The sequence below is a fragment of the Streptomyces sp. NPDC093568 genome (assembly GCF_044764945.1).
Lineage (GTDB): Bacteria > Actinomycetota > Actinomycetes > Streptomycetales > Streptomycetaceae > Streptomyces.
Window position 1 is genome coordinate 20468 of record NZ_JBIWJD010000001.1, and the last position, 14127, is coordinate 34594.

Annotated in this window: 11 protein-coding genes and 1 pseudogene; 7 read left to right on the plus strand and 5 right to left on the minus strand. The window is 72.0% G+C overall.

Annotated elements, in window-relative coordinates:
- Positions 1-43: 43 nt before the first annotated feature.
- Positions 44-5017 (minus strand): ATP-dependent helicase, encoded by a 4974-nt coding sequence (locus ACIRD7_RS00085; RefSeq protein WP_403447666.1) that lies wholly within the window; start codon positions 5015-5017, stop codon positions 44-46.
- 149 nt (positions 5018-5166) lie between these two features.
- On the opposite strand from ACIRD7_RS00085, the pseudogene ACIRD7_RS00090 reads away from it, so the two are divergent.
- The 3 genes and pseudogenes from ACIRD7_RS00090 to ACIRD7_RS00100 form a co-directional block, all read left to right on the plus strand.
- Positions 5167-5997, plus strand: a pseudogene (locus tag ACIRD7_RS00090) (AraC family transcriptional regulator); the annotation flags it as partial.
- A gap of 32 nt (positions 5998-6029) precedes the next feature.
- Complete coding sequence (locus ACIRD7_RS00095) at positions 6030-6752, plus strand: AzlC family ABC transporter permease (RefSeq protein WP_403447668.1); 723 nt, start codon at positions 6030-6032, stop codon at positions 6750-6752.
- A complete protein-coding gene (locus ACIRD7_RS00100; RefSeq protein ID WP_403447670.1) occupies positions 6749-7057 on the plus strand; it encodes an AzlD domain-containing protein in 309 nt (102 codons plus the stop codon). The genes ACIRD7_RS00095 and ACIRD7_RS00100 overlap by 4 nt, the downstream gene beginning before the upstream one ends.
- A 6-nt stretch (positions 7058-7063) precedes the next feature.
- On the opposite strand, the gene ACIRD7_RS00105 is transcribed toward ACIRD7_RS00100, so the two are convergent.
- Complete coding sequence (locus ACIRD7_RS00105; protein WP_403447672.1) at positions 7064-8008, minus strand: hypothetical protein; 945 nt, start codon at positions 8006-8008, stop codon at positions 7064-7066.
- A gap of 80 nt (positions 8009-8088) precedes the next feature.
- Between ACIRD7_RS00105 and ACIRD7_RS00110 the strand changes: the two genes are divergently transcribed.
- Positions 8089-8283: a DUF3046 domain-containing protein gene (locus ACIRD7_RS00110; protein WP_403447674.1), complete on the plus strand. Its 195-nt coding sequence runs from the start codon at positions 8089-8091 to the stop codon at positions 8281-8283.
- A 60-nt stretch (positions 8284-8343) separates the two neighbouring features.
- Positions 8344-9615 (plus strand): AI-2E family transporter, encoded by a 1272-nt coding sequence (locus ACIRD7_RS00115; protein ID WP_403447676.1) that lies wholly within the window; start codon positions 8344-8346, stop codon positions 9613-9615.
- A 123-nt stretch (positions 9616-9738) separates the two neighbouring features.
- Here the strand turns inward: ACIRD7_RS00115 and phoU are convergent, their stop codons facing one another.
- Positions 9739-10413 carry a phosphate signaling complex protein PhoU gene (phoU, locus tag ACIRD7_RS00120; RefSeq protein ID WP_403447678.1) on the minus strand — a complete coding sequence of 225 codons (675 nt, stop codon included), beginning with the start codon at positions 10411-10413 and terminating at the stop codon, positions 9739-9741.
- Between the two features lie 443 nt (positions 10414-10856).
- On the opposite strand from phoU, the gene recA reads away from it, so the two are divergent.
- Together recA and recX are read left to right on the plus strand one after the other, a co-directional pair.
- A complete protein-coding gene (gene recA, locus ACIRD7_RS00125) occupies positions 10857-11984 on the plus strand; it encodes a recombinase RecA (protein ID WP_403447680.1) in 1128 nt (375 codons plus the stop codon).
- A 3-nt stretch (positions 11985-11987) separates the two neighbouring features.
- Entirely contained in the window at positions 11988-12839 is an 852-nt protein-coding gene (gene recX / locus ACIRD7_RS00130; protein WP_403447682.1) for a recombination regulator RecX, read from the plus strand.
- A 132-nt stretch (positions 12840-12971) separates the two neighbouring features.
- Here recX and ACIRD7_RS00135 read toward each other — a convergent pair whose 3' ends face one another.
- On the minus strand, positions 12972-13412 hold the full coding sequence (locus ACIRD7_RS00135; RefSeq protein ID WP_403451579.1) for a rhodanese-like domain-containing protein: 441 nt from the start codon (positions 13410-13412) through the stop codon (positions 12972-12974).
- Positions 13413-13519: 107 nt separating this feature from the next.
- Positions 13520-14104, minus strand: a complete 585-nt coding sequence (locus ACIRD7_RS00140) for a cysteine dioxygenase (RefSeq protein ID WP_403447684.1) — start codon at positions 14102-14104, stop codon at positions 13520-13522.
- Positions 14105-14127 lie beyond the last annotated feature (23 nt).

Sequence of the window (14127 nt, forward strand, 5' to 3'; positions counted from 1 at the left end):
AGGGTGGCACGGGGGTGCGGTTCGCGAGGGTGGCGTGGCCTGGTCAGGCGCGTAGGCGCAGGCCTCTGGGGGTCGCGATGAAGCCCGCTGCCTCCAGGAGGGTGCCCATGGGGGACGTCAGTGCCGAGGCGCCGTTCACCCGCTCCACCGTGACCGTGCCGAGGGAGCCCGCGCGGGCGGCTGACGCGAGGGCCTCTGCCGCTGTGTGGAGGCGGGCGTCCTCGGTGGGCTCCGCGTCCGGGGCCGAGGGCCAGGCCAGCAGGGTCTTGCCGCCGCGCTCCATGTAGAGGGTCAGCTCGCCGTCGACCAGGACGACGAGGGAGCCCGCCTTGCGGCCCGGCTTGTGCCCGGCGCCGGTGGGGGGCTCCGGCCAGGAGAGGGCGGCCCCGTAGGCGTTCGCCGGGTCGGCGGCGGCCAGGACGACGGCTCTGGTGTCGGGGGTGGGGCGGGAGCGGTGGGGGGCGGGGCCGTAGGGGTTGCCGCTGTTCTGCCACCGGTTGCCCTGTCGGGTGCGGCCGGCGTCCTGGGGGGAGAGGTCCTTGGGGGAGACGTAGTCGCCCGGTCCGAGCTGTCCCAGGTGGGCGTCCAGGAAGTCGTGGTCGAGGTCGGGGATGTCGTAGGCGGGGGTGCCGTCCGGGTTGTCGTGCGCGGTGCCGAAGCCGTCGGTGGAGCCGTGGGTCTCGGGTGCACCGAAGCCGCTGGTGGAGCCGTGGGTCCCGGGTGCCCCGAAGCCGTCGGGGAAGTCGGGGATATGGGGGCCCGGCAGGTCCTCGCCCCGGTCGCGCGCGTTGGACACCGCGCGCAGGCGGTCCACCGCGCCGTCCATCGCGAACTGAGCGGCGCCGAGGCCCTCGACCACATAGCCGCGTCGCGCCTGACCGCTCTCCTCGAAGGCGGACAGGATGCGGTACGTCGCCGAGAAGCCGCCTTCCACGCCCTCCGCGGCGACCGCTCCCCGGGTCACCACGCCGTGCCGGTCGAGGAGTGCGCGGGCGAGGGCGTGGGCGCGGACGGTGGGGTCGGGCTCGTTGGCCGGGAGCAGGGACCAGCGGCCGGCGACGGTGGGCGGGCCGGTGCGGGATGCGGGGCGGGCGGCGGCCGTGAGCGATCCGTAGCGGCCCCGGGGAACGGTGCGCTTGGCGCGGTGGGCCGTGGAGCCCGCCGTGCGGCCCGAGCCGAGCAGCGAGCGCATGGGGGCGAGGGTGTCGTTCGTGAGGCGGCCCGACCAGGCCAGCTCCCAGAGGGCGTCGGCGAGCTGGGGGTCGGTGGCGTCGGGGTGGGTGGTGGCGCGGACCTGGTCGGCGATCTGGCGGAAGAACAGGCCGTAGCCGCCGGAGAGGGTGTCAAGGACGGACTGGTGCAGCGCCGTCAGCTCCAGGGGGTGGGCCGGCGGCAGGAGGAGGGGAGCCGCGTCCGCCATGTAGAGCGAGACCCAGCCGTCCTTGCCGGGGAGCGAGCCGGCTCCGGCCCAGACGACCTCGCCGGCCGAGGTGAGTTCGTCGAGCATCGCCGGGGTGTAACCGGCGACGCGGGAGGGCAGGACGAGCTTCTCCAGCGCGGACGCGGGCACGGAAGCGCCCTGCAACTGCTCGATGGCGCGGACCAGGCCGTCGATGCCGCGCAGTCCGTGGCCCTTGCCGATGTGCTGCCACTGCGGCAGGAACTGCGCGAGCGCGGCCGGCGGCACCGGCTCCAGTTCGTGGCGCAGTGCGGCGAGGGAGCGGCGGCGCAAGCGGCGCAGGACTGCCGCGTCGCACCATTCCTGGCCGATGCCGGCCGGGTGGAACTCGCCCTGGACGACCCTTCCGCTCGCCGCCAGCCGCTGGAGTGCGCCCTCCGTGATGGCCACGCCGAGACCGAACCGGGCCGCGGCCGTGGCCGAGGTGAACGGGCCGTGGGTGCGGGCGTGGCGGGCGAGGAGGTCGCCGAGCGGGTCCTTGACGGGCTCGGTGAAGGCTTCGGGGACGCCGACCGGCAAGGCCGTGCCGAGCGCGTCGCGCAGGCGGCCCGCGTCCTCGATCGCCGCCCAGTGATCGGTGCCCGCGATGCGCACCTTGATGGCGCGGCGGGCGCCGGCCAGCTCCCGCGCCCAGTGCGGCTCGGCACCCCGCTCGGCCAACTCGGCGTCGGTGAGCGGGCCGAGGACGCGCAGGACGTCCGCGACCCCCTCGACGTCCTTGACGCGGCGGTCCTCGGTGAGCCACTGCAGCTCCCGCTCCAGCTCCGTCAGCACCTCGGCGTCGAGCAGCTCGCGCAGCTCCGCCTGGCCGAGCAGCTCGGCCAGCAGCCGTGAGTCCAGCGACAGGGCGGCGGCGCGGCGCTCGGCGAGCGGGGAGTCCCCCTCGTACAGGAACTGGGCGACGTATCCGAACAGGAGCGAGCGGGCGAAGGGGGACGGCTCGGGGGTGGTGACCTCGACGAGGCGCACCTTGCGGGACTCGAGGTCGCCCATCAGCTCGACGAGTCCGGGGACGTCGAAGACGTCCTGGAGGCACTCGCGGACTGCCTCCAGGACGATCGGGAACGAGCCGAACTCGCTGGCCACCTGGAGCAGTTGGGCGGCGCGCTGGCGCTGCTGCCACAGCGGGGTGCGCTTGCCGGGGTTGCGGCGCGGCAGCAGCAGCGCGCGGGCGGCGCACTCGCGGAACCGGGACGCGAACAGGGCCGAGCCGCCGACCTGGTCGGTGACCATCTGGTCGACGTCACCCTTGTCGAAGACGACGTCGGCCGCGCCGACGGGTGCCTGGTCGGCGTCGTACTCCGTGCCGGCCTTGCGCGGCTCCTGGTCCAGGAGGTCCAGGCCCATGAGGTCGGCGTCGGGCAGGCGCAGCACGATGCCGTCGTCGGCGTGCATGACCTGCGCGTCCATGCCGTAGCGCTCGGAGAGCTTCGCGCCGAGGGCCAGGGCCCAGGGGGCGTGGACCTGGGCGCCGAAGGGGGAGTGCACGACGACGCGCCAGTCACCGAGCTCGTCGCGGAAGCGCTCGACGACGATCGTGCGGTCGTCCGGGACGTGGCCGCAGGCCTCGCGCTGCTCGTCCAGGTAGGACAGGACGTTGTCGGCCGCCCAGGCGTCCAGGCCGGCGGTGACCAGGCGCAGGCGGGCGTCGTCCTTGGGCAGTGAGCCGACCTCGCGCAGGAACGCGCCGACCGCGCGGCCCAGTTCGAGCGGGCGGCCCAGCTGGTCGCCCTTCCAGAAGGGGAGGCGGCCCGGTACACCCGGGGCGGGGGAGACCAGCACGCGGTCGCGGGTGATGTCCTCGATGCGCCAGGAGCTGGTGCCGAGCGTGAAGACGTCGCCGACGCGCGACTCGTAGACCATCTCCTCGTCGAGCTCGCCGACCCTGCCGCCGCCCTTCTTCGGGTCCGATCCGGCGAGGAAGACCCCGAAGAGGCCGCGGTCGGGGATCGTGCCCCCGGAGGTGACGGCGAGCCGCTGGGCGCCGGGGCGGCCGGTGATCGTGCCGGCCACGCGGTCCCAGACCACGCGAGGGCGCAGCTCCGCGAAGGCGTCGGACGGGTAGCGGCCGGCGAGCATGTCGAGCACCGCGGTGAAGGCGGACTCGGGGAGGGAGGCGAAGGGGGCGGCCCGGCGGACGGTGGTGAGCAGGTCGTCGAACTGCCAGGTGTCCATCGCCGTCATCGCGACGAGCTGCTGCGCGAGGACGTCCAGGGGGTTGGCAGGGACCCTGAGGGACTCGATGGCGCCCGTGCGCATGCGTTCGGTGACGACCGCCGCCTGGACCAGGTCGCCTCGGTACTTCGGGAACACCACACCGGTCGAGACCGCGCCGACCTGGTGGCCCGCGCGGCCCACGCGCTGGAGGCCCGAGGCCACCGAAGGGGGTGATTCGACCTGGACGACGAGGTCCACCGCACCCATGTCGATGCCGAGCTCCAGACTCGACGTGGCGACGACGGCAGGCAGGCGGCCGGCTTTGAGGTCCTCCTCCACGAGCGCGCGCTGCTCCTTGGAGACCGAGCCGTGGTGGGCGCGCGCGATGACCTGAGGGGCACCCTGGGCCGCACCGGAGCCGCCCATGAGTTCGGCCGGTGCGTGGTGCTCGTCCAGGGTCTCGCCGGTGGCACGCTCGTAGGCGATCTCGTTGAGGCGGTTGCAGAGGCGCTCCGCCAGGCGGCGCGAGTTGGCGAAGACGATCGTGGAGCGGTGGGACTGGACCAGGTCGGTGATCCGCTCCTCGACGTGCGGCCAGATCGAGGGGCGCTCGGTGCCCTCGGAGCCGTCCGCCACCGGGGAGCCGCCCAGCTCGCCGAGGTCTTCCACCGGGACCACGACCGAGAGGTCGAACTCCTTGCCCGACTTCGGCTGGACGATCTCCACCTTGCGTTGGGGTGACAGATAGCGGGCGATCTCGTCCACCGGGCGGACGGTCGCGGAGAGGCCGATGCGGCGGGCCGGCTTCGGCAGGAGCTCGTCCAGGCGCTCCAGGGTGAGGGCGAGGTGGGCGCCGCGCTTGGTGCCCGCCACGGCGTGGACCTCGTCCAGGATGACCGTGTCGATGCCGGTCAGGGCGTCGCGGGTGGCCGACGTCAGCATCAGGAAGAGGGACTCAGGGGTGGTGATCAGGATGTCCGGAGGGCGGGTGGAGAGGGCTCGGCGCTCCGCGGCGGGGGTGTCGCCCGAGCGGATGCCGACCTTCACCTCGGGCTCCGGCAGGCCCAGGCGGACGGACTCCTGGCGGATGCCGGTGAGGGGGCTGCGTAGGTTGCGCTCGACGTCGACGGCCAAGGCCTTGAGCGGGGAGACGTAGAGGACTCGGCAGCGCTTCTTGGGGTCCGCCGGTGGGGGTGTCGAGGCCAGCTGGTCGAGGGCGGCGAGGAAGGCGGCCAGCGTCTTGCCGGAACCGGTGGGGGCTACGACCAGTACGTCCGAACCCTCGTGGATGGCCTGCCACGCACCGGCCTGGGCCGCGGTGGGCGCGGAGAAGGCGCCCGCGAACCAGCCGCGGGTGGCGGGTGAGAAGCCGGCTAGGGCTCGGTGCGGATTGCTGACCATGCGTCCATCCTGCACCCCGGGACTGACAATCGCGCTGAGCTGCGGAAATGCCTCCGGCGGCCGGGCTGGGGTGCCATTGGCGGGGGGTGGTGGGGTGCCCCGGCAGGGGGCCACCGTCTCGAACCGGCGCTCTGGCCGAGAATGGACTCATGGCAGGTTCTGATGAGCGGGCGCGGCACTGGCGGTACGCCGAGTTGCCCGGTGTCGATCTGCTGCGCGCCCGGTACATACGGAAGACGTTCGTGCGGCACACGCATGAGCACTTCGTGATCGCCGCGATCGCGGAGGGTGTGGAGGTCTTTCACCACCGGGGAGCCGACCAGTACGCGGGGGCCGGTGCCCTTGCGCTGGTCAATCCGGACACACCGCACACCGGGCGGGCGGGGGTGCCGGAGGGGTGGCAGTACGGGGCTGTCTATCCATCACCGGAGCTGGTCGGGGAGATCGCCGCCGAGACCACTGTCATTCGGGGGACGCCGGGGTTTGTCCGGCCCGTCCTGGACGACCCCTACACGGTGGGACTCGTGCATCAGGTGCTGCGGGCCGCCGACGAGGGCAACGCACTGGCTGCCGACACCCTGCTCCGGGTCGCCGTGACGCGGCTGCTGCGGTTGAACGGTGGCGCCCTGCCGCAGCGCGACGTGCGGACGGCGGGGGACCGGGTGGCGGTACGCGCGCGTGAGGTGCTGGAAGGGCGGATGGCCGAGCCGCCGAGTCTGGAACGGCTGGCCGCCGATCTCGGCACCAGCCCGTTCGCCTTGCTGCGGGCCTTCCGGGACGTGTACGGGATGCCGCCGCACACCTGGCTGACCGATGCGCGGGTACGGCGGGCTCGGCGGCTGCTGGACACCGGTGTCTCACCGGCCGAGGCGGCGGCCGCCGTGGGGTTCACCGATCAGCCCCATCTGAATCGGCACTTCACCCGGATCGTCGGCGTGCCGCCCGGGGCCTATCAGCGCGAGCGCAAGAACGTACAAGACCTGCGCTAGCGGGTTTGCCTAGCGTCGGTGGCGTGACAGAACAGGAAGCTCTCGCAGATCCTCGCGTTGACCGAGGCAAGCCCGATGCCGCCGTCGTGCGGGACGCCCTGGGGGTCGGGGCCGCCGTCGGGCTGTCCGGGTTCGCCTTCGGGGTGACGTCGGCCGGCAGCGGGCTCACGCTGCTGCAGACCTGTGTGCTCAGCCTGCTGGTGTTCACCGGTGCCTCGCAGTTCGCGCTCGTGGGGGCGCTCGCGGCCGGTGGCAGCCCGTTGACGGCGGCTGCGGGCGCGTTCTTTCTGGGGGTGCGCAACGCCTTCTACGGGCTGCGGCTGTCGCAGGTGCTGCGCCTCCCGCGCGCGCTGCGGCCGTTCGCCGCGCAGTGGGTGATCGACGAGACGGCGGCCGTCGCGCTGGCGCAGCCGACGCGGCGCGGTGCGCGCATCGGGTTCGTCGTGACCGGACTGAGTCTGTACGTGCTGTGGAATCTCACCACCCTGCTGGGTGCGCTGGGCGCCGAGGCCATCGGGGACACCGACGCCTGGGGGCTGGACGCGGCCGGGCCCGCGGTGTTCCTGGCGCTCCTCGCGCCGATGCTGAAGACCGCCACCGAGCGGGCCGTCGCCGGGCTGGCCGTGATTCTGGGGCTCGGGTTCCTGCCGGTGCTGCCGGCCGGCGTGCCCGTGCTGCTGGCCGCCCTCGCGGCGCCGGTCGTGCTGTGGGTACAGGGGCGACGTGCGGGGGAGGGCCTGCGATGAACGTCTGGATAGCCATCGGTGTGACCGTCGTCGGCTGCTACGCCGTCAAGCTCGTCGGGCTGCTCGTGCCCGCGGGCGCCCTGGAGAAGCCTCTCGTACGGCGTCTTGCCGCGCTGTTGCCCGTTGCCCTGCTGGCCGCTCTCACGGCTCAGCAGACGTTCGGGGACGGACAGGCGCTGGTGCTGGACGCCAGGGCCGCAGGACTTGCCGCGGCTGCCGTGGCGCTGGTGCTGCGGGCACCGTTCCTGCTGGTCGTCGCCGCTGCCGTGGTGGTGACGGCGGGTGTGCGGGCCATGGGCGGGTGAGGCCGGTCAGCCGATGTGGCGGCCGTACGCCCTCAGTGTGCGCAGTGCCTCGACGGTCGCCGTGGGACGGGCCTCCTGGGGGATGCCCGGTGTCCACCGGGGCCGGCGCAGCGGCCAGCCTCCGTCCTCCCGCTGCTCGGCGGCGAGGTGGTCGAGGGAGCGGCTCATCTCGTCGTCCGTGAACCACGCGCGCGCGAGGGAGCGCGGGGTGCTCGCGTAGTCGTGCGGGAAGTGGTGCTCGTCGGGGGCGTAGCCGGGCGGGACCGGAAGGGCGTCGCGGTCGTCCGGGTCCAGTGCCGCGAGCCGCTGGTCGCGTACCAGGCGGCCCAGTCGGTCGGCGGCGGCCTCCGCGCGCGGGCGGTCGGGAGCGGAGTCCAGGAAGGCCACGGCGGCCTCGATCTCGTAGGGATGGGACTTCTCCAGGCTTTCGATCGCCTGCCAGCAGAAGTCCGTGGCGCGGAACAGCCAGGCGTGCCACACCTCGTTGCGGTGCAGCAGGCCGACCACCGGGCCGGTGGCGAGGAGCGAGCTGGGCGGGGCGGCCGTGATCGGCAGGAAGGGGGCCGCTGGGTAGTCGCGCTGGGTGGGGTGGACCGCGGGAAGGGCGCCGTCCGGGGTGGAGACCGAGGTGAGATAGCGGCACACGCGGTCCACTCGCTGTCCGCCGCAACGCTCGATCGCGTCCAGGACATGGAGCGCGCGGGCGGTGTGCAGCGGCTGACTGACCGGGCCCCGCAGATCCGGCTCCAGGGCGTGGCCGTAGCCGCCGTCCTCGTTGCGATAGGCGTCCAGCGCGGTCTCCACCGGGTCGGCGGTGCCGTTCAGGAAGTGGTACGCGAAGAGGCGCTGTTCCAGCACGCGCGCGGTGAGCCAGACGAACTGCTCGGCGCGGAAGAGCGGGGAGTGCGCCGGCGGCGTCGGGGGAAGCGGGGAGGCTCCGGTTTCGGGCATGCGTCAGACCGTAGGGCGGAAAGCGGTCTCGACAAGTGGTCCCGGCGCAGGCCCACCCTCGTGGGCGGGATACTGGACGCATGCGGTTGACGGTCTTCTGGGAGCGGATGGCGGATCACTTCGGTCCGGGGTACGCCGACACCTTCGCGCGTGATCATGTGATGACGGAGCTGGGCGGACGCACGGTGCACGAGGCCCTGGAAGCCGGCTGGGAGGCCAAGGACGTATGGCGAGTGGTCTGTTCCGTCATGAACGTTCCGGGGGAGAAGCGCTGACCGGTAACGAAGATCGCAGGACCGGGGCCGATTGTCAGTGGCGTGGGCGAGACTTGCTTCGTGGCACGCACTGACGAGACCGGGCAGCTCGCCCGGCAGGGATCCCCGTTCGGCACGACGCCGCCCGACCCGCCCCCGGGTACGAGCGACGCCGGGTCGAACGCGCGCATGCCACGCTGGCTGCCGCGCGCCATGGTGCTCGCCCTGGCGCTCGTCGGCGCGTTCCAGCTGGGCAGCTGGGCCTTTCACCAGCTCACCGGCCTGCTGATCAACATCCTCATCGCGTTCTTCCTGGCTCTGGCCATCGAGCCCGCGGTGAGCTGGATGGCCTCGCGCGGCATGCGCCGGGGACTGGCCACCGGCATCGTCTTCCTCGCCGTGATCACCGTGTCGGCGGGGTTCGTGACGCTGCTGGGGTCCATGCTCGCGGGCCAGATCATCAAGATCGTCGAGGATTTCCCGAACTACCTCGACTCCGTCATCAACTGGATCAACGCGCACTTCCACACCGACCTGCGCCGTGTCGACGTCCAGGAGGGCCTGCTCAAATCCGACTGGCTGCGCAACTACGTGCAGAACAGCGCCACAGGCGTCCTGGACGTGTCCGCCCAGGTCCTCGGCGGCCTTTTCCAGCTGCTGACGATCACGCTGTTCTCGTTCTACTTCGCGGCGGACGGCCCCCGGCTGCGCCGCGCGCTGTGCTCCGTACTGCCGCCCGCCAAGCAGGCCGAGGTGCTGCGCGCCTGGGAGATCGCCGTCAACAAGACCGGCGGCTATCTGTACTCGCGCGGCCTGATGGCGCTGATCTCCGGCATAGCCCACTACATCTTGCTCGCGAGCCTGGACGTGCCGTACGCCCCTGTGCTCGCCGTGTGGGTCGGTCTGGTCTCCCAGTTCATCCCCACCATCGGCACGTATCTCGCGGGCGCCCTGCCCATGCTGATCGCGTTCACCGTCGATCCCTGGTACGCGCTGTGGGTGCTGGTCTTCGTCGTGGTCTACCAGCAGTTCGAGAACTATGTGCTGCAGCCCAAGCTGACCGCCAAGACCGTCGACATCCACCCCGCGGTCGCCTTCGGGTCGGTCATCGCGGGCACGGCCCTCCTGGGCGCCGTGGGCGCGCTGATCGCCATCCCGGCGATCGCCACCCTGCAGGCGTTCCTGGGCGCTTACGTGAAGCGCTACGACGTCACGGACGATCCCCGTGTCCATGGGCACCGGGAGCGGGGCCGGGGGCGTGGCCTGTACGGGCACGCGCGTGAGCTGTGGATACGCCGACCGGGGCAGAAGCCTCCGGCGGACACGGGGGGTTCCGGGGAGCGCTCGGACTGATCGGGCTGGACTGGTCGGGCCGGACTGGTCGGGCTGGACTGATCGGACTGGTCGGGCGTGGACTGGTCGGGCGTGGACTGGTCGGACTGTGGAGCTCCGAGAGCCCCGGCTCCAGGGCATCGGTCAGGTGGTCACCGGTGCGGCGGGCGCCATGTCGTCCGCGTGCCTGCCGGTGACGAGGTAGACCACGTCTCGGGCCACCGCCACGGCATGGTCGCCGAACCGCTCGTAATAGCGACCGGCGAGCGTGGCGTCCACGGCTGCTTCGGCCCCGCGCTGCCAGCGATCGTCCATGAGGTGCCGGAAGATCGTGCGGTGCAGCTCGTCCATGCGGTCGTCGTCCCGCTCCAGCTGGAGCGCGGTGTCGAGGTCGTGGCTGACGAGCACCTCGGCGGTACGTGCCATCAGGCTTTGGGCGAGCCGGCCCATCTCCTGGACCGTGTCGCGCAGATCGCGCGGGACCGCGCACTCGGGATGGCGCAGCCTCGCCAGCTTGGCCAAGTGCTGTGCCAGGTCTCCCGACCGCTCAAGGTCGGCGCTCATCCGCAGTGAGGTGACCAAGAGCCGCAGGTCGGTGGCGACCGGCTGCTGCCGGGCCAGCAGCATGATCGCTCGCTCGTCGAGGTTCCGGTGCAGAGCGTCGACTGTCTCGTCGTCCGAGATCACGCTCTCGGCGAGCTCCAGATCGGCGTCGAGGAGGGCAGTGGTGGCCCGGCCTACCGCCGAGCCGACCAGGGTCGCCATCTCCACGAGGCTGTCGGTGATCGAATCAAGTTCTTCGTGGTAGAGCTCCCGCATCACGTGCCCCTCAGCGTCGTCGCTCGTTCTCCAGCCTCCGCGGACCGCGGAAGTGGCCAGCTGCGGGTAGGGGACGGGCGCCCTGCCCGTCGCCCCGAGTACCCGGATGGGCGCCGTTGATCCCGAGGTGACCGTCAGGCGCCGGAGCGGTCGCACACTGGAGCCGTCGGACCCTCCGCGCTGCTCGATCGCCGACCGGCTTGGGCGCCCACGGGTGTGTCGAGAGGGTGTGCCGAGGGGGCGCGTGGTGCGCTTGACACGAAAATCGAACATCCATTCTCATGGGGGTGCCGACAAGGCGCTCGGCAGGCATTTCGCCACGGTTTCGACGGAGATATGCCCGAGTTATCCACAGGCCGGACGGGCGTCGGGGCGCATTGTCAGTGGCAGGCGTTAGCGTCTTTGACGTGAAGCGATCGACTCAAGCAAATCGGGTGGAACCCATGGCAGGAACCGACCGCGAGAAGGCCCTGGATGCCGCACTCGCACAGATTGAACGGCAATTCGGCAAGGGCGCGGTCATGCGCATGGGCGAGCGGTCGATGGAGCCCATCGAGGTCATCTCGACCGGGTCGACCGCGCTCGACGTGGCCCTCGGGGTCGGCGGCCTGCCGCGCGGCCGAGTCGTGGAGATCTACGGACCGGAGTCCTCCGGTAAGACGACCCTGACTCTGCACGCCGTGGCCAACGCCCAGAAGAACGGCGGCCAGGTCGCCTTCGTGGACGCGGAGCACGCCCTCGACCCCGAGTACGCCAAGAAGCTGGGCGTCGACATCGACAACCTGATCCTCTCCCAGCCCGACAACGGCGAGCAGGCCCTGGAGATCGTGGACATGCTGGTCCGCTCCGGCGCCCTCGACCTCATCGTCATCGACTCCGTCGCCGCGCTCGTCCCGCGCGCGGAGATCGAGGGCGAGATGGGCGACAGCCACGTCGGCCTCCAGGCCCGACTGATGAGCCAGGCGCTGCGGAAGATCACCAGCGCGCTCAACCAGTCCAAGACCACCGCGATCTTCATCAACCAGCTCCGCGAGAAGATCGGCGTGATGTTCGGCTCGCCGGAGACCACGACTGGTGGCCGGGCGCTGAAGTTCTACGCCTCGGTGCGCATCGACATCCGTCGTATCGAGACCCTGAAGGACGGCACGGAGGCGGTCGGTAACCGCACCCGCTGCAAGGTCGTCAAGAACAAGGTCGCGCCGCCCTTCAAGCAGGCCGAGTTCGACATCCTCTACGGCCAGGGCATCAGCCGCGAGGGCGGCCTGATCGACATGGGCGTGGAGCACGGCTTCGTGCGCAAGGCCGGCGCCTGGTACACGTACGAGGGCGACCAGCTCGGCCAGGGCAAGGAGAACGCGCGCAACTTCCTCAAGGACAACCCCGACCTGGCCAACGAGATCGAGAAGAAGATCAAGGAGAAGCTGGGCGTCGGCGTACGGCCGGAGACGCCGGCCGCCGAACCGGGCGCGGACGCCGCGTCCTCCGCCACCCCGGCCGACACCGCTAAGACGGTGCCCGCACCCGCGGCCAAGGCGACCAAGGCGACCAAGGCCGCGACCACCAAGAGCTGATCCGTGACACGGCGAACTGACTGGGCCGAGTACGCCGCCGACCCGGATGCCCCGCAGACGCGGGGATGGGGGAGAGACGGAGACGAGGGCTCCTCCGGGGTGGGCGGCCACGCCCATGGAGGGGACCTGGCTCACGAAGCGGACGGGGGGAACGACAGCGAGGCATGGCCGGACGGCGGCTCGGCGTACGGCACCGACGACCTCCGTGGCGGCGCCCGGCGCGGCCGCGGTGGGGCTCGGAGCCAGGACGGCGCCGGCGGCTCACGCGGACGTCGCCGGCGCGGCCGTACAGAGCCGTCCGGTGAGGACGGAGGCGCCTCCTCCTTGTCGAGGGCCGAGGAGAGGACGCCCCCAGCGGACCCGGTGGAGCAGGCGCGGGCTATCTGTCTGCGCTTGCTCACCGGGACCCCGCGCACGCGCAAGCAACTCGCGGACGCCCTGCGCAAGCGGGAGATCCCGGACGACGCCGCCGAGGAGGTGCTGTCGCGGTTCGAGGAAGTCGGCCTCATCAACGACAGCGCGTTCGCGGACGCCTGGGTGGAGTCCCGGCACCACGGCCGAGGGCTGGCCCGGCGCGCCCTCGCTCAGGAGCTGCGCACCAAGGGGGTCGACTCCACCCTGATCGACGCGGCCGTGGCCCAGCTCGACTCCGAGCAGGAAGAAGCGACCGCCCGCGAACTCGTCGACCGCAAGCTCCGCTCCACACGGGGCCTCGACCGCGACAAACGCCTGCGCCGCCTCGCGGGCATGCTCGCCCGCAAGGGTTATCCCGAGGGCATGGCCCTGCGGGTGGTCCGGCAGGCGCTGGAGGAAGAGGGCGAGGATACGGAGTTTCTTGGGGGCGAGGGGTTCTGAGGCCGGTAGGGACGAAGGCAGCTCTTCGAGGCCGTGCCGGGCACGGTGGACGCGCGGGGGCGCCCATCGCGTACGGCGGGCAGGCCGGGAACGAGCGACGGCCCCTCAGCAAACTGCACCGAGGGCCAGTCCCTAGGCCTCCGTCCCTGCCCCCGACCTCACCGGCAACCCCTCCGCCCGCCAAGCCTGGAACCCGCCGACCAGATCCGTGGCCCGGTGCAGCCCCAGGCGCCGTAGCGACTCGACAGCCAGGCTCGACGCGTACCCCTCGTTGCAGAGGACCACGACCCGCAAGTCGTGGCTCGTCGCCTCGGGGGCGCGATGGCTGCCCTGGGGGTCGAGCCGCCACTCAAGTTCGTTGCGCTCGATGACGAGGGCGCCGGGAATCAGGCCGTCGCGCTCGCGCAGGGCCGCGTACCGGATATCGACCAGGAGCGCCTCGCCGCCCTGGGCGGCCGCGTACGCCTCCTGCGGCTCGATCCGCTCGTAGCCCGCGCGTATCCGCTCCAGCAGCCCGTCGATACCGAGGGGCTGTCCGTCCGTACCGCCAACGCTCACGCTCGCCTCATCCACGCCGTCGACAGACTGCTCGCCGGTGACGCGCTTGGCCTTCGACTCGCGCCCGCCGACCGCCGATTCTTCGTCACCATCGCGCACCCAGGGCACAGTCACGGCCCCGCTCACTGCCAGTCCTCCGGTCGCTCCACCTGCTCGAGGCGCAGAATCGGCCCGCTGCGGCTGAAGCGGCGGATCTGCGGCAGGGGCGGGTAGTAGGCGTGCACGGAGATCGCGTGCCGGTCGGCGGAGTCGTTGAGAACCTCGTGCACATGGTGGCGGCCGAATGAGCGTCCCTTGCCGGCCGAGAGACGGCGGGACCGGTCCACGTCCTCCGCCAGTTCCAGCGTCTTCCAACCGTCGGCCGGCAGTCGGACGGCGAGCGAGTTCTCCTTGAGCTCACCGGCCGCCGTGACGAAGGCGCCGACCGACTCGGCGTGGTCGTGCCAGCCGGTGCCCGTCCCGGGCGGCCAGCCGATCAGCCAGGCCTCGCTGCCGCCGGGGCCGTCGAGCCGTACCCAGGTACGTCCCTCCGGATCGAGCGGGAGCGAGGCGATCAAGCCGGCGTCGGCCGCCGTACGCCGGACGAAGTCGAGCAGGTCCGCCTGCGTCGGAGCGGAGTTCGGGGCAGGACTCGGAACGGGGTCGGCGACGGGAGTCGGCTCGGCGACCGGTTCGGACGCGGTCGCGGCGGCAGGGGGGACAGACACGGGCACCGTCCTGAAGAGAGTTC

Coding starts and splice junctions, on each gene's coding strand:
- ACIRD7_RS00110 (WP_403447674.1), top strand. CDS start 8,089: ATGCGGTTGACGGTCTTCTGGGAGCGGATGGCGGATCACTTCGGTCCG.
- recA (WP_403447680.1), top strand. CDS start 10,857: ATGGCAGGAACCGACCGCGAGAAGGCCCTGGATGCCGCACTCGCACAG.
- ACIRD7_RS00105 (WP_403447672.1), bottom strand. CDS start 8,008: ATGCCCGAAACCGGAGCCTCCCCGCTTCCCCCGACGCCGCCGGCGCAC.
- phoU (WP_403447678.1), bottom strand. CDS start 10,413: ATGCGGGAGCTCTACCACGAAGAACTTGATTCGATCACCGACAGCCTC.
- ACIRD7_RS00100 (WP_403447670.1), top strand. CDS start 6,749: ATGAACGTCTGGATAGCCATCGGTGTGACCGTCGTCGGCTGCTACGCC.
- ACIRD7_RS00085 (WP_403447666.1), bottom strand. CDS start 5,017: ATGGTCAGCAATCCGCACCGAGCCCTAGCCGGCTTCTCACCCGCCACC.